The following is a 20,021-nucleotide window of genomic DNA, read 5'->3' as shown; positions in this document are numbered from 1 at the left end:
GCACGTGGAGCTTATGAAGCTGGTGTTAAATATGCGTCTGCATATCCAGGAACTCCTAGTACAGAAATATTAGAAAATATAGCTTTATATAAAGATGATATAGTAGCTGAATGGGCTCCAAATGAAAAGGTAGCATTAGAATCAGCTGCAGGTGGAGCATTTGCAGGGGCAAGAACTTTAGCATCTATGAAACATGTTGGACTTAATGTGGCAGCAGACCCATTATTCACAGTTGCATATACTGGTATAAATGGAGGATTTGTAGTAATAACTGCGGACGAACCAGGTATGCATTCATCTCAAAACGAGCAAGATAATAGAAATTATGCAAAATCAGCAAAAGTACCACTATTAGAACCATCCACAAGCCAAGAGGCAAAAGATATGATGAAAATGGCTTATGAAATAAGTGAAAATTTCAATACTTTAGTAATAATGAGACTTACTACAAGACTTTGCCATTCAAAGGGCTTAGTTGAATGTGAAGATAGAAATGAAGTTGGTATAAAACCTTATGAAAAAGTAGTAAAAAGAGTAACAGTACCTGCTAATGCTAGATTATTAAGAGTAGATGTAGAAGAAAGAGAAAAGAAATTATATAAATTCTCAAATGAAACAGAAGTAAATTATATGGAAATAAATGAAGGAGCTAAAGTCGGCGTTATATCTTCAGGAATGTGTTTCAATTTTGCAAAAGAAGTCTTTAATAATAATGCATCTTATCTAAAATTAGGATTTACAAATCCAATGCCAGATGAAAAAATTAAAGAATTTGCTTCTAAAGTAGAAAAAATCTACATAGTAGAAGAAAATGATAAATTTATAGAAGAACATGTAAAATCATTAGGTGTAGATTGTATAGGAAAAGATATACTACCTGCATATGGTGAAATGACTCCTGATGTAATTAGAAAGAGCATATTTAAAGAAAACTTTAAACATGAAGATATAGATCCAGACTTAGTTATACCAAGACCTCCTACATTTTGTGCAGGATGTCCACATAGAGGTCTATTTTATGAATTAGGAAAGAGAAAAGACGTTGTAGTTGCTGGAGATATTGGATGTTATACTTTAGGATTTGCTTCACCATATAATGCGATGGACTTTGTTGTATGTATGGGGGCTAGTTTAAGTTCAGCTCATGGATGTCAAAAGGTACTTAATATGGTTGATGGAAATGAAAAAAGAGTAATAGGTGTACTTGGAGATTCAACTTTCTTCCACACAGGAATAAACAGCTTAATCGATGTTATATACAATAAGGGAAATTCAATTTCAATAATATTAGACAATAGAATAACAGGAATGACAGGACATCAAGAAAATCCAGGCTCAGGTTTTACACTACAAGGTGATGATACAACAGCAATAAATATTGAACAAGTAGTAAGAGCTTTAGGAATGAAAAATATAAGAGTCATAAATCCAAATAAATTAGATGAAGTAAGAGATGCACTAGATTGGGCAATTAGTTTAGACGAAGCGTCAGTTATTATAACTAGATGGCCATGTGCTCTTAAGAGATTTTCACAAGCAGATATAGACGAATTCGGAAAAGTATTTACAGATAAATGTGTTGTAGATGAAGAAAAATGTGTAGGATGTAAAAAATGCACAAAAACTGGATGTCCAGCAATATCAGTTAATAAAGAAACGAAAAAAGCTTTAATAGATAAAAACCAATGCTTAGGTTGTGAAGTTTGTTTACAAGTTTGTCCAAAAGACGCCATAGTAAAGGAGGAAAAATAAAATGACTAAAAGCATAATGTTAGTTGGTGTAGGTGGTCAAGGAACTATTTTAGCTAGTAAATTGTTGACAATAGGTCTAATGCAAGAAGGATACGATGTGAAAATGAGTGAAATACACGGTATGAGCCAAAGAGGAGGTTCAGTTTCATCTCAAATTAGATATTCAAAAGATAAAGTTTATTCTCCAGTTATTGAAATTGGTGGAGCAGATATGATAGTTTCATTTGAAAAAGTAGAAGCACTAAGATATTTAAAATATCTTAAAGAAGGTGGAACAATAGTAGCTAATAACTATAAGATGGAATCAGTAGCAACTATAACAGGTAGCGCTGAATATAAGGTAGAAGAAGTGGACGAAAAATTAAAAGAATTACATGCAAAAGTTATAAATGCAGCTGATAAAGCAGTTGAACTTGGAAATGAAAAAGTTATGAATATAATTTTACTAGGTACAGTTATAAAAGGAATGCATTTGGAAGAGATAGATTGGGAACAAATTATAAAAGACAATGTAAAAGAGAAGTTTATTGATATAAATATAAGAGCTTTACATGAAGGAATGGAATTAGTAAGTTAATTTATCTAATTTAAATAGATAATAAAAGTTAAATAGTTATATTTAAATAAAAATTTATTTAAGGTAAAGAGCTGTTATGAGAAAAGACTTATAATAGCTTTTTATCTATATAATTTTATCTATATAAAATGGGAGGAAGAGGTATGTCTTATAGAGTTTTAGTTATAAATCCAGGATCAACATCTACAAAGTTTGCTGTATATGAAGATGAAAAGCCAATACTAACAAAGTCAATAGAGCATGATGCAGCTGAAATATCTAAGTTTGATAATATATTAGATCAATATAAAATGAGAAAAGAACAGATACACAATGTATTAGATGAAAATAATATAGACTTAAAAAGTATAAATACGATAGTAGGAAGATGTGGAGGTCTTCCACCTGTAAAAAGTGGAGCATATAAGATAAATGATGAAATGATAGATAGACTTAGAAATAATCCAACTTTAGAACATGCATCAAATTTAGGAGCTGTTATATCTTATTCGCTTGCAAATGAAATTGGAGTAGATTCATATATATATGACCCAGTTTGTGTAGACGAATGTATTGATATAGCACGACCTTCAGGGCTAAATGGAATGGATAGACACTGTTTAACTCATGCCTTAAATACAAGAGCTATGGCTATTAAATATGCAAAAATGCATAATAAAGAATATAAAGATTTAAACCTTATAGTTGCACATTTAGGTGGTGGAATTAGTTTAAATGTACATGAAAAGGGACATATGATAGATTTTGTATCTGATGAAGAGGGACCTTTTTCACCTAGTCGTGCAGGAAGATTACCTGTAACTAGTTTGATAGACTTATGTTATAGCGGGAAATACTCTCATAAAGAGATGAAAAAAAGAGTTAGAGGAGAAGGTGGAATATATTCATATATGCACACTTTTGATGCTAGAGAAGTGGAATCCAAAATAAGCGATGGAGATGAAGATGCAAAATTAATATACGATGCAATGGCGCTACAAATAGCTAAGTCAATAGGAGAATTAGCAACTGTTGTAAATGGAGTTGTTGATGCTATAATTATAACAGGGGGAATAGCTTATTCTAAATATATGACAGAGAGTATTAAAAAAAGAGTTCAATTTATTGCTCCTGTTGAAATACTACCTGGAGAAAATGAATTAGAAGCCCTTGCATTTGGAGGACTTAGAGTTTTAAGGGGAGAAGAAGAAGCTAGAATTTATAAAGAAGAGTAATGTATAATTTTAGGGGCGTGTGATATATGAAAGAATTTTTTACTATTGGAGAAATTTCAAAATTATTTAATATAAATAGTAAGACACTTCGATATTACGATGAGATTGACTTATTTAAGCCGAGTTATGTAGATGAACATAATAAATATAGATATTATTCAATAGATCAATTTGAATGTCTAGAGACAATACAGTACTTAAAGGAATTAGGGCTTAGTTTAAGCAAAATAAAATATCATTTAAATACATTGAATTTGAGTAGTATAGTAGATTCTTTAGAATATCAAAATAAGATTATAGAAGAAAAAATAAATGAATTAAAACTAATTCAACAAAAAATAAATAAAAAGATATTTCAGATACAAGATGCGGTACAATTAGATTTTTTAGATCAGATAAGAGAAATTGACTTTGAACAAAGGTGTGTAATTGAATACAAAGAAAACATATCCTATAAAGGTGTTGAATTATTAGTTAGAAAATTAGCAAAGGTATCTGAATATAAGGTAAGCTTAACTTACGGAGATGTAGGGATATCGATTTCAAAGGATAACTTAAAAAATAAGATATATACCGAATATAATCGTGCATTTGTTATAGTTGAAGAAGGACAGTATGAAAAAAATATAGTAAAAGTATTTCCAAAATCGAAATATTTATCTATTAGATATAATGGATACCACAAAGATGCCCCAAAATATTATAAAAAGTTGGATGAATATATCATAAAAAATAATTATGAAATAATCGATGATTCAATAGAGATACAATTAGTAGACCCTAGTTTAATAACTTGTGAGAGTGAAATGGTTTCAGAAATTCAAATACCAGTAAGGAGTAGATTGTATGATTAAAAAACTAGATGAAATGTTAGATGTTTTAAAAGGTAGTGAAAAAGCAATCTTATCAGTTGCAGCTGCGCATGATGAGGAAGTATTACTTGCAATAAAAAGTGCTACTGAGATGGAAATAATAACACCGATATTAGTGGGGCATGAAGATGAAATAAGAAATATATCAAAAGAAATAAACTTTGATTTAAATGGAATAAAAATAATAAATAAAGAAACTATAGAAGAATGCGCAGAGGTAGCTGTAAAATTGGTTTCTTCCAAAGAAGCAGACTTTGTTATGAAAGGACTTTTAGATACATCTGTAATTTTAAAAGCAGTTTTAAATAAAGAATGGGGACTTAGAACAGACAGTTTGCTTAGTCATGTTATGATTTATGAAGTAGATTTTTATCATAAATTATTAGTAACAACTGATGGAGGTATGAATATTGCCCCTGATTATGAACAAAAAGTAAAAATATTAAAAAATGCGATAGAAGCTACAGAGCCATTGGGACTAAAAACTATAAAAGTGGCAGCTTTAGCAGCAAAAGAAAAGGTAAATCCTAAGATGCAAGCAACTATCGATGCAAAACAATTAGAAGAAGCAGGTAAAAATGGCGAATTTGGAGACAATGTAATTGTTGAAGGTCCTCTTGCGTTTGATTTGGCAGTATCAAAAGAAGCATGTGAAGTTAAGAAGTTTAAAACACAAGTTGGTGGAGATGTAGATATAATATTGATGCCGACAATTGAGGTTGGAAACGGAATAGGCAAGGCATTTACATATGCTGCAGGTGCAAAATCAGCAGGTATAATAATGGGTGCAAAATCTCCAATAGTTTTAGTATCAAGAGCAGATACTCATGAATCAAAATTATATTCTATAGCATATGGAGCTATAGTAGCATCTCATAAAAAATGATAAATATTTATAATTGGTTTATATAAAAAGACGTTTTTTAAAAACGTCTTTTTATTTTACATTAGAAAATAAATTTACTCGTTATTATATTTCTTATAAACTTTCTATGGAAATAGATTTATTACATAATAAGAAGTGGAAAAAATTACATAACTAAAACCTTTGGAATAAATGTTTTCTTTTGAAATGTTGGAAAAAGATTGAAATTTTCTTTTGATATATTATTTCAATGGGTGTATAATATCAGTTGCGTTAGGGAAGGAAAATTTTATAAATTAAATATTATGAAAGTAGAGGACATATTAATATGAATTCTTATTATTTTTTATTTGAGATATCATTAATCTTATTTTCGACTAAATTATTAGGATTGATATCTAGAAAAATTAAACTACCACAAGTAGTTGGGGCATTATTGGCTGGGATTATAATTGGCCCATGTGTATTAAATTTAGTTGTGGAAAGTGAATTTATAATGCAATTATCAGAAATAGGGGTAATATTCTTGATGTTTATTGCTGGTTTAGAAACTGATATATACGAATTAAAAAAACAAGGGAAAGCATGTTTTGTAATAGCAGTTTTAGGTGTATTAATTCCTTTTATATTAGGACTGGTAACAACTTATTTATTTGGTAAGTTTGGAATGCAGGATATTATGGGACATAGTAGTTTATTTTTAGAAAGTGTATTTGTAGGTGTGATCTTAACTGCAACATCAGTTAGTATAACTGTAGAAACACTTAGAGAAATGGGCAAATTAAATTCAAATGTAGGAAATACATTATTAGGTGCAGCTATAATTGATGATATATTAGGTATAATAGCACTGTCTTTAGTTTCAAGCTTTGCTGATACTTCTGTAAAAGTAAATATTATATTGTTAAAAATATTATTATACTTTGTATTTATGGCAATAGTATCATTTGTACTTTATAAAATATTAAAAAATTGGTTTATGGATAAAGAAAACTTTAAAAGACAAGTAATAGCAGTAATTGGTTTATGTTTATTACTAGCTTATATATCTGAAGAGTACTTTGGTGTTGCAGACATAACAGGTGCGTTTGTAACAGGTCTTATTATATCAGCAGTTGGTCTTAAAAAAGAAAAAATTATGTTTGCAGTAGATGATTTATCATATGCATTTTTATCACCAATATTCTTTGTGAGTATAGGTCTTAAATTAGTTTTACCAAAAATGAGTATAATAATAGTAGCATTTGCAATAGTATTATCTATAGTAGCAGTTATATCAAAGTTATGGGGATGTGCATTAGGTGCTAAAATATTTAAGTTTTCAAATAAAGAATCTCTTCAAATTGGAGCAGGTATGGTTTCAAGAGGAGAAGTCGCCCTTATAGTAGCAAATAAAGGCGTAAAATTAGGAATTATATCAAATGTAATTTTTGCACCTATATTAATAGTAGTAATAATAACAACTATTATTGCACCGATTCTTTTAAAAATAGCATTTAATGATAATAATTTAAATGATGAAATGATAAGTTAGTTTTTTAATAAATTTTATTATATTTATTTTATCGATTGCATTTTTAATTCGTTTATCATAAAAGTAATTTATAGATAAGGGTATATATTTATAATAACTGGGTTTATTATTTTATTATATATGTTTTATAATAAAGTAAATGCGCAGTTATTTTTATTTTGTAAAAATACAAATAAGGAGGTATTTATATTGGCGACATTAAAAGAGATAGCTAATGCAGTTGGGGTTTCAGTTGGTACAGTATCACGAGTATTAAATCATGATATTAGTATAAGTGTAAGTGATGAAACAAAAATAAAAATATTTAATATGGCAGAAGAAATGCAATATAAAACTTTGAAGCAAAGGAAAATAAATAATAAGATTGAAAATAACAAAATTAGAGTGGGAATAGTTGAAATGTACAATCCTAGTGAACAACTAGAGGATCCATATTATTTATTACTTAGAAGTGTAGTAGATAGAGAATGTTTTGAAAATGAAATACAAGTTGTGAATTTATATAAAAACAATGAGGAATATAAGTATATAGGAGAAGAGCCAATAGACGGTATTATCGCTATAGGTAAATTTAGTAAAAAAGAAGTAAAAAAAATAAGCGAGATAAATAAAAACATTGTGTTTTTAGATTCTTCACCAGATGAAATCAACTATGATTCGGTAAAAATAAATTTTAAATTAGGTACAATAATGGCACTTAATCACCTAATTGAATTAGGTCATAAGAAAATTGGCTTTATAGGAAGTTTTAAAACTTTAGATGATTATAAAAACAAGAGTTTAGATAAACGAGTAGAATTTTATAAGTCCTATATGAAATCTAAAAATCTATATAATGAAGATTATATTATTGATACTATGGATGTTACCTCTATAGATGGATACAATAAGACAAAAGAATTTATATTAAATAATGATAAACTTCCAACTGCTTTTTTTGTTGAAACAGATACTATAGCAACGGGAGCTTTAAGGGCTTTATATGAATGTAATATAAAAGTACCAGAGGATATAAGCATTATTGGATTTAATGATTTAATAGCATCACAACACACAATTCCACCGCTTACTACAGTTAGGGTCCATATAGAGAATTTAGCCAATGCGGCTGTAGATTTAATTTTAGAAAAGGTTTCGAAAAATAGAAAATACAGTAAAAAAGTTATAATACCGAGTCAATTGATTATAAGACAAAGTACAGGAGCTGTTAAATAATAAGTAAAAAATTCTACATCTTTTTAAATTATAGATGTAGAATTTTTTTATAATAATTTACTAAAATTTTAGTAAAATTTTAGTAAAAATATTGTTATTATTATTTGTTTATGATAATATGAAAATATAGAAATCGAAAAATTTTATATAGGGGGCAATATAGTGAAAAAATTTATTTTAGAAAAATTTAAGGATATTTTTAATTACGATGAAAATTTAAGAATATTTTTTTCTCCAGGGAGAGTTAATTTAATAGGTGAACATACTGATTACAATGGGGGTCATGTATTTCCTTGTGCTTTGAGCTTTGGTACTTATGGTGCTATTTCTCTAAGAGGTGATAAAATTGTTAGAATGTATTCAGAAAACTTTGTAGATAAAGGAATTATTACTTTTAATATAGATGATTTAAAAAATGAAAAAGAACATGATTGGGCAAATTATCCAAAAGGAGTTATAGAAGCTCTTAGAAATCATGGATATGATATAGAACAAGGATTTGATATGGTGGTATATGGAAATATTCCAAATGGCGCAGGTTTATCATCATCAGCATCACTTGAGCTGTTAATGGCTGTTATGTTAAATGATATTTTTAAATTCAATGTAGATAGAGTAGATTTAGTAAAATACTGCCAAGAAGCAGAAAATAACTTCATAGGTGTTAACTGCGGTATAATGGATCAATTTGCCATAGGAATGGGTAAAAAAGATAGTGCTATATTATTAGATTGCAACACTTTATCTTATAAATACAGTACAGTAGCATTAGAAGATAAGGTCGTAGTTATAGCTAATACTAATAAAAGAAGAGGTCTTGCAGATTCAAAATACAATGAAAGAAGAAGTGAATGTGAACAAGCGTTAAAAGAACTTCAAGTTAAATTAAATATAAAATCTTTAGGAGAGCTTACTGAAGAAGAATTTGAAAATAATAAATACTTAATAAAAGATGAAGTTAGGATAAAAAGAGCTAAACATGCTGTTTATGAAAATCAAAGAACTTTAAAAGCAGTAAAGGCTTTAGAAGAAAATGATATAGAAGCTTTTGGAAAATTAATGATAGAATCACATAATTCGCTTAAAGATGATTATGAAGTTACAGGAAAAGAATTAGACACATTAGTTGATTTATCATTAAAACACGAAGCTACTGTAGGAAGTAGAATGACAGGCGCAGGATTTGGTGGATGTACAGTATCTATAGTCGAAGGATCTAAAGTAGATGATTTCAAAAAGTTTGTAGGAGAAAATTACAAAAAAATTATAGGATACGATGCAGATTTTTATGTGGCTAGTATAGGTGATGGAACAAGAGAAATATAAATACGGGAGATGAATAATATGATATTAGTATGTGGTGGAGCAGGATATATAGGAAGTCATGCAGTTAGACAACTTATCGATAAGGGTGAAGATGTAGTAATAGTAGATAATTTAGAAACAGGACATAAAGATGCAATACATCCAAAAGCTAAATTTTACAAAGTTGATATAAGAAATGAACAAGAATTAAATAAAGTATTTGAAGAAAATGATATAGATGTAGTTGTACATTTTGCTGCAAATTCTTTAGTAGGCGAAAGTATGACAAACCCTTTAAAATATTTCAATAATAATGTGCACGGAACAGAAGTGTTATTAAAGGTTATGATTAAAAATGGTGTTAAAAAGATAGTATTTTCATCTACAGCAGCAACTTATGGTGAACCTAAACAAATACCAATATTAGAAACTGACCAAACTTGTCCAACAAATGCTTATGGAGAAACAAAGCTTTGTATGGAAAAAATGATGAAATGGGCAGATTGTGCACATGGTGTAAAATATATCTCACTTAGATACTTTAATGTTGCAGGTGCTCATGAAAGTGGAGAAATAGGAGAAGATCATAATCCAGAAACACATTTAATACCATTGATACTTCAAGTTCCTCTAGGAAAAAGAGAATTTATATCAATATTTGGAGATGACTACGACACACATGATGGAACATGTATAAGAGATTATATACATGTTATTGACTTAGCTGATGCACATATACTAGCAGTTGAAAAATTAAGAAGTGGATCTGATAGTAACATTTACAATCTTGGTAGTGGAAATGGATTTACAGTAAAAGAAATGGTACAAGCAGCAAGAGAAGTTACAGGACATGAAATACCAGCTAAGATTTGTGAAAGAAGAGCAGGGGACCCAGCTAAGCTTGTTGCAGCATCAAATAAAGCGAGAACAGAATTAGGATGGAATCCTAAGCATGAAAATATAAAAGAAATGATTGCAACAGCTTGGAAATGGCACCAAGGTCATCCAAATGGATTTGAAAAATAATAAGGAGAATTTGTTATGGATATATTTGTAGAATTTGAAAGATTGATAAATTTTGGATTAAAAAATAAATTATTTGAAAAAGAAGACGTAATTTTTATGAGAAATTCTCTTATAGAATTATTTAAAATAGATGAATATGTAGTAGAAGAAGTAGAAGATGAAGATTTAGAAAATGTTACACCTATAATGAATAATATATTAGATTATGCATATGAAGTAGGTATTTTAGAATCTAATTCACCAGTATATAGAGATTTGTTAGATACAAAAATAATGGGATTATTAATGCCTAGACCATCACAAGTTATCAATAAATTTAATGAATTATATAAATGTGATGAAAAAAAAGCGACAGATTATTTATACGACTTAAGTAGAGCATGTGATTATGTTAGAACTTCTAGAATTGCTCAAAATATGACTTGGAAAACAGATACAAAATACGGTCAATTAGATATAACAATTAACTTATCTAAGCCAGAAAAAGACCCTAAAGCTATTGCAGCAGCTAGAAATATAAAGAGTGCTTCTTATCCAAAATGCCTGTTATGCAAGGAAAATGTTGGATATGCAGGTAGATTAAATCATCCAGCTAGACAAAATATAAGAATAATACCTTTTGAACTTCAAGGAGAAAAATGGAATTTACAATATTCACCATATTCTTATTATAATGAACATTGCATAGTGTTATCTAGTGAACATGTTCCTATGAAAATAAGCAAAAAGACTTTTGACAGAAATCTAGAATTTGTAGAAAAATTTCCACATTATTTCATAGGGTCTAATGCAGATTTACCTATAGTAGGAGGTTCAATACTAACTCATGATCATTATCAAGGTGGTAGATATGAATTTGCAATGGCAAAGGCTGAATCCGTTTACGATATAGATATAGAAGGATATGAAGATTTAAAAATATCTGTAGTAAAATGGCCATTATCAGTTATCAGAATAAATGGCAAGGATAGAGAAAAGATAAGTGAATTAGGAGATAAAATATTAAATCATTGGAGAAATTACAGTGATGAAAAAGTAGGAATATATGCATATACAGATGAAACTCCTCATAATACAATTACACCTATATCAAGAAGAAGAGGAGAAAACTATGAATTAGATTTAGTTTTAAGAAATAATAGATGTGATGATGAGCATCCAGATGGTATATTCCATCCACACAAAGAGCTTCATCATATCAAAAAAGAAAATATAGGTCTAATAGAAGTACTAGGATTAGCTGTATTACCAGCTAGACTTAAGGAAGAGTTAGCTAAAGTAAAAATATGTTTATTAGATAGTTCAAAAGAACATTTAATGCATGAAGATGAAGCTTTAGTACCTCATCTAGATTGGTTTAATTCAATTAAATCTAAATATGTAAATATAAATGAATCAAATGTAGATTCAATAATAGAAAATGAAGTAGGATTCGTATTTGAAAAAGTGCTAGAAGATTGTGGTGTTTTCAAATGGGATGAAGAAGGACAACAAGGTATAAAAAGATATCTAGAAGATCTTAAAAATTGTATTGAAAAAAAAACTTTAAAATGTAAAAAAAAAGTAGTAGGGCATTTGAATAATTCTGATATTGTAGCTTATAATGTAAAGTTTGAAAATGGATTTGAAGTAGAAGTACTTAATTTAGGAGGTGTTATAACTAAAATAATAACTCCTGATAAAGATGGTAATTTAGAAAATATAGTAGTTGCGTATGAAGATATAGACGACTATATAGAAAATCCACATTATTATGGTGCAATTATAGGAAGAACAGGTGGAAGGATCTGTAATGGAAAAGTAGTTATAGAAGGTAAAGAATATCAACTAAATAAAAACTACGGTTTACATCAAGGTCATGGAGGCGATGAAGGTTTCAATAAAAAAATATGGGATGTAGCAGTTGAAGAAACTGAAGAGTATGTTTTATTAAATTTAAGTCGAGTTTCACAAGATAAAGAAGAGAATTACCCTGGAAAATTATATGCTGAAGTCGTTTATAAAATATATAAGGATTTTAAATTAGACATTATTTATAAGGCAGATAGTGATAAAACGACTTTAGTTAATATGACAAATCACAGTTATTTTAACTTAAGCGGTAATATAAAAAGACCTGTAACAGATTTTAATTTAAAGCTTGATTGTGACAGTTTCTTAGAACTTGATGAGACTTCTATTCCAACAGGTAAAATTTTAAAAGTAAAGGATAATAAACCGTTTGATTTTACAGAACTTAAATCTATAGGAAAAGATATCGATGATAATAATCAGCAAATAAAATTTGGCAAGGGGTATGATCATGCGTTTTTATTAAAAGACGATAAAAAAATATACGTTGAAGATCCAAAAAGTAAACGTAATATGACTATTCAAACCAGCCAAGACGCTGTAGTTATTTATACTATGAATTCTCAACAAAAGAAAAATACTTATATGGGAAAATTACCTCCTATACGCCATGGAATTTGTTTTGAAACACAAGCACCTCCAATTGGAAAAGATATGTGCTTTATAGATAGATCTATATTAAAAGAAAATGAACAATATCTTCAAAGCACAACTTATTCTTTTGGATTGATTAAATAAATATTTAATTAAAGCTCCCAAAACAATTGAATTTGTAATGATTTAAATTTGATTGTTTTCATATATAACATATATTTTTATATTTTATACAAAGCTATCGTAATTTTATATTAGTGCGATGGCTTTTTTTTGAAAAAATTTAAAAAAAATGAGCTGTTCATAGTCCTCTTGAGATAGAACAGCTCATTTTCTTATGATTTATAGTTTTATTTAAATTCTTTAGAAACTTCGAAGAAATTAGTAAAATCTTTAATTAAACCATCTTTACACATATTATTTTCAGCAAATAATTCAGCATTTTTTCCAAAAGGATCTATAGCCATTATTTTACCTATATTTGCTTTTCTAGCAGCTTTAATTCCAGAGAATGCATCTTCAACAACTAAACATTCACTAGGATCTAATCCTAATTTACTAGATGCTATTAAAAAGATATCTGGTGCTGGTTTACCAGGAAAAGTTCCATTATCGTAAACGACTTTATTAATATCAAACCAATTTCCTAATTTAAATATATCAAAATAAAAATCTAAGTTTTCTTTAACTGTAGCAGTAGCTATAGTTCTAGGTATATTATTTTCTTTTAGAGTATCTAAAACATCAGTTAATCCATTTGTTAGTTTTAATTCTTCAGGTCTTTCTAGACATAACTCTCTGTAGTAAGCTTCTTTTTCATAAGATAATTTTTCTATTTCCTCATCAGTTAAAGAATCAGAAACAAAGAAATTAAGAATTTCTTTATTTGTTCTACCATGAAGATTTACAGAGATATCATGCTCAGTTAATTCTCCTTTAGAGTATTTTTTTACCATATGAACCCATGCGGCTTCATGTAAGTGTGAGTCTTGAAACATTGTTCCATTAAAATCAAAAATTATTCCTTTCATAAATTACTCCTTTGTTTGTATTATTTTTTTGCTATTATTATATTTACATATTGTTCATAGTGCTTTTGTACATCGCTATTGATACCCCAATCAGTTATAAGATAGTCGATATTGTGAAGGTTATAAAATACATAAAAATCATCTTTATTTATCTTTTTATGATCGACAAGAAGGTATTTTTCCCTTGAATTATCTAATGCGATTTCTTGAGCCTTTCCTTCTTCGATATTGTAATTACATATAGCTTCATTATGTATACCATTTGCACTTATAAACGATTTATTAAAATTTAATTTTTTTAAATTTGCATTAGTTACAGGTCCAACTAATGCTCTAGTATTTTTTCTAAAGTTACCACCAGTTAATATTAACTCTATAGTGTCTGATAATTTTAGAATATCAAAAACTGGATAGTTGTTTGTTATTACACGAATGCGCTTATTTATTATATTTTGAGCTAATAACTCAATAGTTGTCCCAGGACCGAGAAATATAGTATCTCCGTCTTGTATATAAGAAGCAGCTAATTGTGCAATTTTACTTTTTTCATCGATTTGGAGCCCCTTTTTATCTGTGTGTGAGAGTTCTTGATTTATAGAATAAGAAATACTTTGAGCTCCTCCATGGATTCTGACAAGTTTTCCTGCTTTATCTAATTCGTCTAGATCTCTTCTAACTGTCATATCAGAAACGTTAAGTTCATTTATTATATCGTTCACATTTATGATACCTTTAGAATTTACCATTTCGACAATTTTATATAATCTCTCTCTTTTTAACATAGTTATCACTCCTTGCTTTAAACATAATTTATCATATATTAAATATTAAGTCAATAAAAACAAACAAAAACAAACAAAAAATAAAGTTAGAAATGATACTGCTATAGGTGTGTAGAAAAATATTCATATGAGCTAGGAATATATTGAAAGTAAACGATTTTATATTTGAATAAAATATGTTGAAATTCTTGGAAAAAAATTTGGAAAACGATTGACTTAATAGATATATAGATGTATAATTAAACAAAAGAAAACAATAACAAACATTAAAAAACGTTTAAAAAGATTAAAAATAAATAAATACAATAAATCAATGAAATATAATGTACAGGAGGACTATCGTATGTTTAAAACTTTACCAAAAGATTTTATGCTTGGTGGAGCAACAGCTGCATATCAAGCAGAAGGAGCTACTAAAGAAGGTGGAAAAGGGGCAGTAGCTTGGGATGAATTCTTAGAAAAACAAGGAAGATTCAGTCCAGATCCAGCAAGTGATTTTTATCACAGATATGAAGAAGATATAAAATTATGTGAAAAATTTAGTATAGATTCTATAAGAATATCTATCGCATGGACAAGAATTTTTCCAACTGGAACAGGGGAAGTAAATCAAGAAGGTGTAGATTACTATCATAGAGTATTTGAAGAATGCAAAAAAAGAAATATAACTCCATTTGTAACACTACATCATTTCGATACACCAAAGACATTATTTGATAACGGAGATTTTTTAAATCGTGATACAATAGATGCTTTCCTTAAATATGCAGAATTTTGTTTTAATGAATTTAAAGAAGTTCATTATTGGTCTACATTTAATGAAATTTATCCTGTGGCAACTAATCAATACTTATTGGGAATATTCCCTCCAGGAATAAAATTTGATTTTACAAAAATAATACAATGTCTTCACAATATGATGTTAGCTCATGCTATGACAGTAAATCTATTTAAAGATGGCAACTATGAAGGTGAAATAGGTGTAGTTCATTCATTAGAAACTAAATATCCAGCAACTGACTCAGAAGAAGATAAGAGAGCAGCTTTTATAGAAGATGCATTCTCAATAAGATTTTTATTAGATGCTACATATTTAGGATATTACTCAAAAGAAACAATGGAAGCTATAGATCATATTTGTAAAGTTAATAATGCTACTTATGATTTTAGAGATGAAGATTTTGAAATAATGAAAAAAGCAGCAAATAGAAATGATTACTTAGGAATAAATCACTATCAATGTCATTTTATAAAAGCTTATGATGGAGAAAGTATGATTCATCATAATGGAACTGGAGATAAAGGTAGTTCAGTTTATAGAGTAAAAGGTATAGGAGAAAGAATATACAAAGAAGGTTTACAAAGAACTGATTGGGACTGGTTAATATATCCAGAAGGTCTATATGATTTATTAATGAGAATAAAGAAAGATTATCCAAATTATAACAAAATATATATTACAGAAAATGGTATGGGATATAAAGATGAATTTGAAGATGGAATAATAATGGATAAAGCTCGTATAGATTACATAAAAGTTTATTTAGAAGCTATAAGTGATGCAATAGCAGATGGTGTAAATGTAAAGGGATATTTCTTATGGTCATTAATGGATTTATTCTCATGGAGCAATGGATATAATAAAAGATACGGACTATTCTATGTAGATTTTGAAACACAAAAGAGATATCCAAAAGAATCAGCTTATTGGTATAAAACAGTAAGTGAAACAAAGGTAATAATATAGAAAATTTTTAAAATAAAAATATGATATTACAAGGGAATATTATAATAATATACCCTTGTAATAATTAAAAATAATGAGATATGTATTTAGGAGGAGATAAGATGAATAAACAAGAATTAGGAATGCTTGGATTTGAAATAGTTGCTTATGCAGGCGATGCTAGAAGCGCATTAATGAAATTATTAAAAGAAGTTAGAAGTGGAAATTTTGAAAATGTAGAAAAATATTTACAAGAAGCAGAAGAAAATTTAAATTTAGCTCATAGTTCACAAACAAAAATATTATCTCAAGAAGCAGCTGGTGAAGATTTAGATATAGGATTCATATTTATACATGGACAAGATCACTTAATGACAACTTTATTATTAAAAGAAGTTGTTCAAGATTTTGTAGAACTTTATAAAAGAACTAAATAGTATTTTAATAAAAAAGGGGAGATTTTTTTATGGGAGCGATAATAAAACAAATTGAAAAAGGGAAGCCATTTTTTGAAAAGATTTCAAGAAATATTTATTTAGGTGCGATAAGAGATGGATTTTTAGCTGCTATGCCTGCAATATTATTTTCTAGTATATTTATATTAATAGCAGCTGTACCAGAAGTATTTAATTTTTATTGGCCAGAAAATGTATCTACTTGGCTTTGGAAAGTTTATAATTATTCTATGGGTGTTGTTGGTTTACTTGTTTCAGCTACAACAGCTAGATGTTTAAGTGAATCTATGAATAGATCAATGCCAAAAAATAGAGTAATAAATGCTGTATCAACAATGTTAGCTTCAATAGTAGGCTTTTTACTATTAAGTGTAGATCCAATAGATGGAGGATTTTCTACAACTTATATGGGAACTAAAGGTTTATTAGCTTCATTTATTTCAGCATTTATAGTAGTTAATGTTTATAAATTCTGTGTTATTAGAGATATAACTATAAAAATGCCAAAAGAAGTTCCAGGAACAATATCTCAAACTTTTAGAGATATAATACCTTTTGCTTTATCTGTATTTCTAATAGTACTTGTAGATTTAGTAGTTAGAAATATAACAGGAGCTTCATTTGCTGAATTTATTATAACTTTATTACAACCATTATTTACAGCTGCAGATGGATATGTAGGAATATCTATAATCTGGGGAGCTATGGCACTATTCTGGTTTATGGGTGTGCATGGTCCATCAATAGTAGAACCAGCTATAGCAGCGATAATATATGCAAATGTAGATGCAAACTTAGCTTTATATCAAGCTGGAGAACACGCTTCAAATGTTTTAACTGTTGGTCTTGGTAACTTTGTAGGTACTATGGGAGGAACAGGTGCAACTTTAATATTACCTTTTATATTCTTACTATTTGCAAAATCAAAACAATTAAAGGCGGTAGGAAAGGCTTCTGTTGTACCAGTTTGTTTTGCAGTAAATGAACCATTATTATTTGCAACACCAATAATTTTAAATCCATACTTCTTTGTACCATTTATATGTGCACCAATTGTGAATGTATGTATATTTAAATTCTTTGTAGATGTAATAGGAATGAACAGTTTTATGTACGTGTTACCATGGGCTACTCCTGCTCCACTAGGTTTAGTATTAGGTACAGGATTTAGTATATGGGCATTTGTACTAGTAGTAGTATTACTAGTAGTTGATTTTGTGATTTATTTCCCATTCTTTAAAGCTTATGATGATGAGCTATTAGAACAAGAAAGAAATAATGCTGAAGAAGAAAAAGAAGAAGAAAAAATTGAAGCAAAAGAAAAAGCTCAAGTAAAAGAAGAAGTTGCAGCTACAGTATCTGATGAGGATGCAACTGAAAATAATAATAAAGAAGTTAAACCAACAAATGTATTAGTATTATGTGCAGGGGCTGGTACAAGTGCTATGCTTGCAAATGCACTTGTAGAAGGAGCTAAGGAATTAAATCTTCCAATATCTGCTACAGCAGGTGCATATGGTTCTCATTATGAAATAATGAAGGATTTTGATATGATAATATTAGCACCTCAAGTTGCTTCATATTATGATGACATAAAAGCAGATGCAGATCGTCTTAATGTGAAACTTATTGCTACAAAAGGTGTAGAATATATTAATTTAACTAGAGATCCTAAAAAAGCAGTTGAGTTTGTATTAAGCCAAATTTAATTGTATTTAAAAAAACACCTATTTATATAAAAAATGCTATCGTGTTTTATTGCGATAGCATTTTTCGTGTTTGAAAAGAGTGTTAAAAAAATATCAAATATAAATTTATATTTAATTTTAAAATACAGTTAAAAATGTTAAAAGAGTGTTAAAACCAGTGCAATTGACTTGGAAAAAGCTTACTATAAATATATAGAATATAAATGTAAGGGGATGGATATTATGGAGTCATCTATACACACAATTGCATGTAATCATTTATTGATACTCTTTGCAGTAGTTACAATGACAGGAATAATATGTAGTAAATTAAGTGATATTTTGAAGATTCCTGACGTTGTATTATTTTTAATAGCAGGTATTTTTATTGGTCCATCAGTATTAAAATTTATTGATATTAGCCAATATCAAGTCGAAAATCAACTTATACTTACATTTGGATCAGCTTTTATATTATATATGGGTGGTAAAGAGATAAGTTTAAAGGTATTAAAAAATGTAAAAATAAGTGTGTTACTACTTTCAACTGTAGGAGTTTTAATATCAGCATTTCTTATGCAACAAGTAATAGGTTTTTCATTTAAAACAAGTGCAATGGTAGCACTTTTAGCAGGAAGTATAATTGCTTCAACTGACCCAGCAACATTAGTACCTATTTTTAACCAAATTAAAATAAATAGAAAGGTATCACAGACAGTTATAAGTGAGTCTGCTTTTAATGATGCCACAGGTGCAATTTTAACTTCAGCTGTACTAGCTATTATGTTATCAGGAAAATTCTCATTACAAGAGAACTTATATGAACTTGTATTGATGATAGTAATAGGTTTAGTAGTAGGATTGCTTACAGGAGTTATTTTATTAGCATTAGTAAATGACAGTCCAAGGGGAATATTCCAAGATTACACACCTATAATATCTATAATATCTGTAATAATAGCATATGAATTATCTACAGCACTTGGCGGAAGTGGATATATGTCATGCTTTATAGTAGGTATAGTTACAGGAAATAAACAAAACTTCAAATTATGGCTAAGTCAGAAATCCTACGATGCAGATTGTCATGTAGCAGAAACATTAGGTACAATTTGTAGAATGTGTATATTTATAATTTTAGGTAGTCAAGTTGATTTACAAGTAGTAGGAAAATACTTTGTACCATCAGTTATAAGTGTTGCATGTTTTATGTTTATTGTAAGACCGATAAGTGTATTAGCATGTACTTTAGTTGATAGACAGGCAAAATGGAAGAAAAATGAGATATTTTTTATGATGTGGGTAAGAGAGACAGGTGTTATACCGGCAGCTCTTTGTGGTATAGTAACATCAATGAATATTCCGGGAAAAGAAATTATATCATCAGTAGTATTTATGACTATACTTATAACTTTGATTATACAGGGATCAAGTACAAAGTTTGTTGCTAAAAAATTAGGTCTTTTAATAGAAGATAAGCCTACAGAAGAAAATAAAGGGTTGGTATAAATTTAATATAAATATAAAAGGTGTG

General features: G+C 28.6%; 16 protein-coding genes and 1 pseudogene. 15 read left to right on the top strand and 2 right to left on the bottom strand.

The window, feature by feature from the left end:
- The 11 genes and pseudogenes from iorA to ABCM86_RS07815 form a co-directional block, all read left to right on the top strand.
- The coding region (iorA, locus tag ABCM86_RS07865) for an indolepyruvate ferredoxin oxidoreductase subunit alpha (RefSeq protein WP_343003799.1) at positions 1–1,752 on the top strand (1,752 nt) is incomplete at its 5' end.
- A 1-nt stretch (position 1,753) separates the two neighbouring features.
- The gene (locus tag ABCM86_RS07860) at positions 1,754–2,329 is read left to right on the top strand and encodes an indolepyruvate oxidoreductase subunit beta (protein WP_195931408.1); all 576 of its coding nucleotides are present in this window, start codon (positions 1,754–1,756) and stop codon (positions 2,327–2,329) included.
- Between the two features lie 143 nt (positions 2,330–2,472).
- Positions 2,473–3,543, top strand: coding sequence for a butyrate kinase (gene buk / locus ABCM86_RS07855; protein WP_195931409.1), 1,071 nt, complete (start codon positions 2,473–2,475; stop codon positions 3,541–3,543).
- A gap of 26 nt (positions 3,544–3,569) precedes the next feature.
- Positions 3,570–4,397 carry a MerR family transcriptional regulator gene (locus ABCM86_RS07850; RefSeq protein WP_295761534.1) on the top strand — a complete coding sequence of 276 codons (828 nt, stop codon included), beginning with the start codon at positions 3,570–3,572 and terminating at the stop codon, positions 4,395–4,397.
- Positions 4,390–5,301, top strand: coding sequence for a phosphate acyltransferase (locus ABCM86_RS07845; RefSeq protein ID WP_295761532.1), 912 nt, complete (start codon positions 4,390–4,392; stop codon positions 5,299–5,301). Before ABCM86_RS07850 ends, ABCM86_RS07845 begins: the two co-directional genes overlap by 8 nt.
- Before the next feature lie 307 nt (positions 5,302–5,608).
- On the top strand, positions 5,609–6,814 hold the full coding sequence (locus tag ABCM86_RS07840) for a cation:proton antiporter (protein WP_195931412.1): 1,206 nt from the start codon (positions 5,609–5,611) through the stop codon (positions 6,812–6,814).
- Positions 6,815–7,003: 189 nt separating this feature from the next.
- On the top strand, positions 7,004–8,029 hold the full coding sequence (locus ABCM86_RS07835; protein WP_343003797.1) for a LacI family DNA-binding transcriptional regulator: 1,026 nt from the start codon (positions 7,004–7,006) through the stop codon (positions 8,027–8,029).
- A gap of 162 nt (positions 8,030–8,191) precedes the next feature.
- Positions 8,192–9,355 carry a galactokinase gene (locus ABCM86_RS07830; protein ID WP_343003796.1) on the top strand — a complete coding sequence of 388 codons (1,164 nt, stop codon included), beginning with the start codon at positions 8,192–8,194 and terminating at the stop codon, positions 9,353–9,355.
- A gap of 18 nt (positions 9,356–9,373) precedes the next feature.
- On the top strand, positions 9,374–10,360 hold the full coding sequence (galE, locus tag ABCM86_RS07825) for a UDP-glucose 4-epimerase GalE (protein WP_195930891.1): 987 nt from the start codon (positions 9,374–9,376) through the stop codon (positions 10,358–10,360).
- A gap of 15 nt (positions 10,361–10,375) precedes the next feature.
- Positions 10,376–11,872: pseudogene (gene galT / locus ABCM86_RS07820) on the top strand (UDP-glucose--hexose-1-phosphate uridylyltransferase); the annotation flags it as partial.
- Between the two features lie 63 nt (positions 11,873–11,935).
- Positions 11,936–12,949, top strand: a complete 1,014-nt coding sequence (locus tag ABCM86_RS07815) for an aldose epimerase family protein (protein WP_243269589.1) — start codon at positions 11,936–11,938, stop codon at positions 12,947–12,949.
- A gap of 206 nt (positions 12,950–13,155) precedes the next feature.
- On the opposite strand, the gene ABCM86_RS07810 is transcribed toward ABCM86_RS07815, so the two are convergent.
- Positions 13,156–13,836 (bottom strand): HAD family phosphatase, encoded by a 681-nt coding sequence (locus tag ABCM86_RS07810; protein ID WP_195930893.1) that lies wholly within the window; start codon positions 13,834–13,836, stop codon positions 13,156–13,158.
- A gap of 20 nt (positions 13,837–13,856) precedes the next feature.
- A complete protein-coding gene (locus tag ABCM86_RS07805) occupies positions 13,857–14,618 on the bottom strand; it encodes a DeoR/GlpR family DNA-binding transcription regulator (protein WP_195930894.1) in 762 nt (253 codons plus the stop codon).
- A 343-nt stretch (positions 14,619–14,961) separates the two neighbouring features.
- On the opposite strand from ABCM86_RS07805, the gene lacG reads away from it, so the two are divergent.
- The 4 genes from lacG (at position 14,962) to ABCM86_RS07785 (ending at position 19,996) form a co-directional block, all read left to right on the top strand.
- Positions 14,962–16,365: a 6-phospho-beta-galactosidase gene (gene lacG / locus ABCM86_RS07800; protein WP_195930895.1), complete on the top strand. Its 1,404-nt coding sequence runs from the start codon at positions 14,962–14,964 to the stop codon at positions 16,363–16,365.
- Positions 16,366–16,466: 101 nt separating this feature from the next.
- A complete protein-coding gene (locus tag ABCM86_RS07795; protein ID WP_195930896.1) occupies positions 16,467–16,781 on the top strand; it encodes a PTS lactose/cellobiose transporter subunit IIA in 315 nt (104 codons plus the stop codon).
- Positions 16,782–16,810: 29 nt separating this feature from the next.
- Entirely contained in the window at positions 16,811–18,508 is a 1,698-nt protein-coding gene (locus ABCM86_RS07790; protein ID WP_195930897.1) for a lactose-specific PTS transporter subunit EIIC, read from the top strand.
- Positions 18,509–18,730: 222 nt separating this feature from the next.
- Positions 18,731–19,996: a cation:proton antiporter gene (locus tag ABCM86_RS07785; protein WP_295676568.1), complete on the top strand. Its 1,266-nt coding sequence runs from the start codon at positions 18,731–18,733 to the stop codon at positions 19,994–19,996.
- Positions 19,997–20,021 lie beyond the last annotated feature (25 nt).

The sequence above is a fragment of the Clostridium sp. 2218st1_F5_2218SCRN_220325 genome, assembly GCF_039062665.1.
GTDB lineage: Bacteria > Bacillota > Clostridia > Peptostreptococcales > Peptostreptococcaceae > Intestinibacter.
The sequence above is the reverse complement of the archived record's forward strand: the minus strand, read 5'-3'. Positions and strand labels throughout refer to the sequence as shown.

What these genes read in the sequence shown, in the direction of transcription:
- ABCM86_RS07845 (WP_295761532.1), top strand. Translation starts at nt 4,390, where the DNA reads ATGATTAAAAAACTAGATGAAATGTTAGATGTTTTAAAAGGTAGTGAA.
- ABCM86_RS07840 (WP_195931412.1), top strand. Translation starts at nt 5,609, where the DNA reads ATGAATTCTTATTATTTTTTATTTGAGATATCATTAATCTTATTTTCG.
- lacG (WP_195930895.1), top strand. Translation starts at nt 14,962, where the DNA reads ATGTTTAAAACTTTACCAAAAGATTTTATGCTTGGTGGAGCAACAGCT.
- ABCM86_RS07850 (WP_295761534.1), top strand. Translation starts at nt 3,570, where the DNA reads ATGAAAGAATTTTTTACTATTGGAGAAATTTCAAAATTATTTAATATA.
- buk (WP_195931409.1), top strand. Translation starts at nt 2,473, where the DNA reads ATGTCTTATAGAGTTTTAGTTATAAATCCAGGATCAACATCTACAAAG.
- galE (WP_195930891.1), top strand. Translation starts at nt 9,374, where the DNA reads ATGATATTAGTATGTGGTGGAGCAGGATATATAGGAAGTCATGCAGTT.
- ABCM86_RS07810 (WP_195930893.1), bottom strand. Translation starts at nt 13,836, where the DNA reads ATGAAAGGAATAATTTTTGATTTTAATGGAACAATGTTTCAAGACTCA.
- ABCM86_RS07805 (WP_195930894.1), bottom strand. Translation starts at nt 14,618, where the DNA reads ATGTTAAAAAGAGAGAGATTATATAAAATTGTCGAAATGGTAAATTCT.
- ABCM86_RS07795 (WP_195930896.1), top strand. Translation starts at nt 16,467, where the DNA reads ATGAATAAACAAGAATTAGGAATGCTTGGATTTGAAATAGTTGCTTAT.
- ABCM86_RS07790 (WP_195930897.1), top strand. Translation starts at nt 16,811, where the DNA reads ATGGGAGCGATAATAAAACAAATTGAAAAAGGGAAGCCATTTTTTGAA.
- ABCM86_RS07860 (WP_195931408.1), top strand. Translation starts at nt 1,754, where the DNA reads ATGACTAAAAGCATAATGTTAGTTGGTGTAGGTGGTCAAGGAACTATT.
- ABCM86_RS07785 (WP_295676568.1), top strand. Translation starts at nt 18,731, where the DNA reads ATGGAGTCATCTATACACACAATTGCATGTAATCATTTATTGATACTC.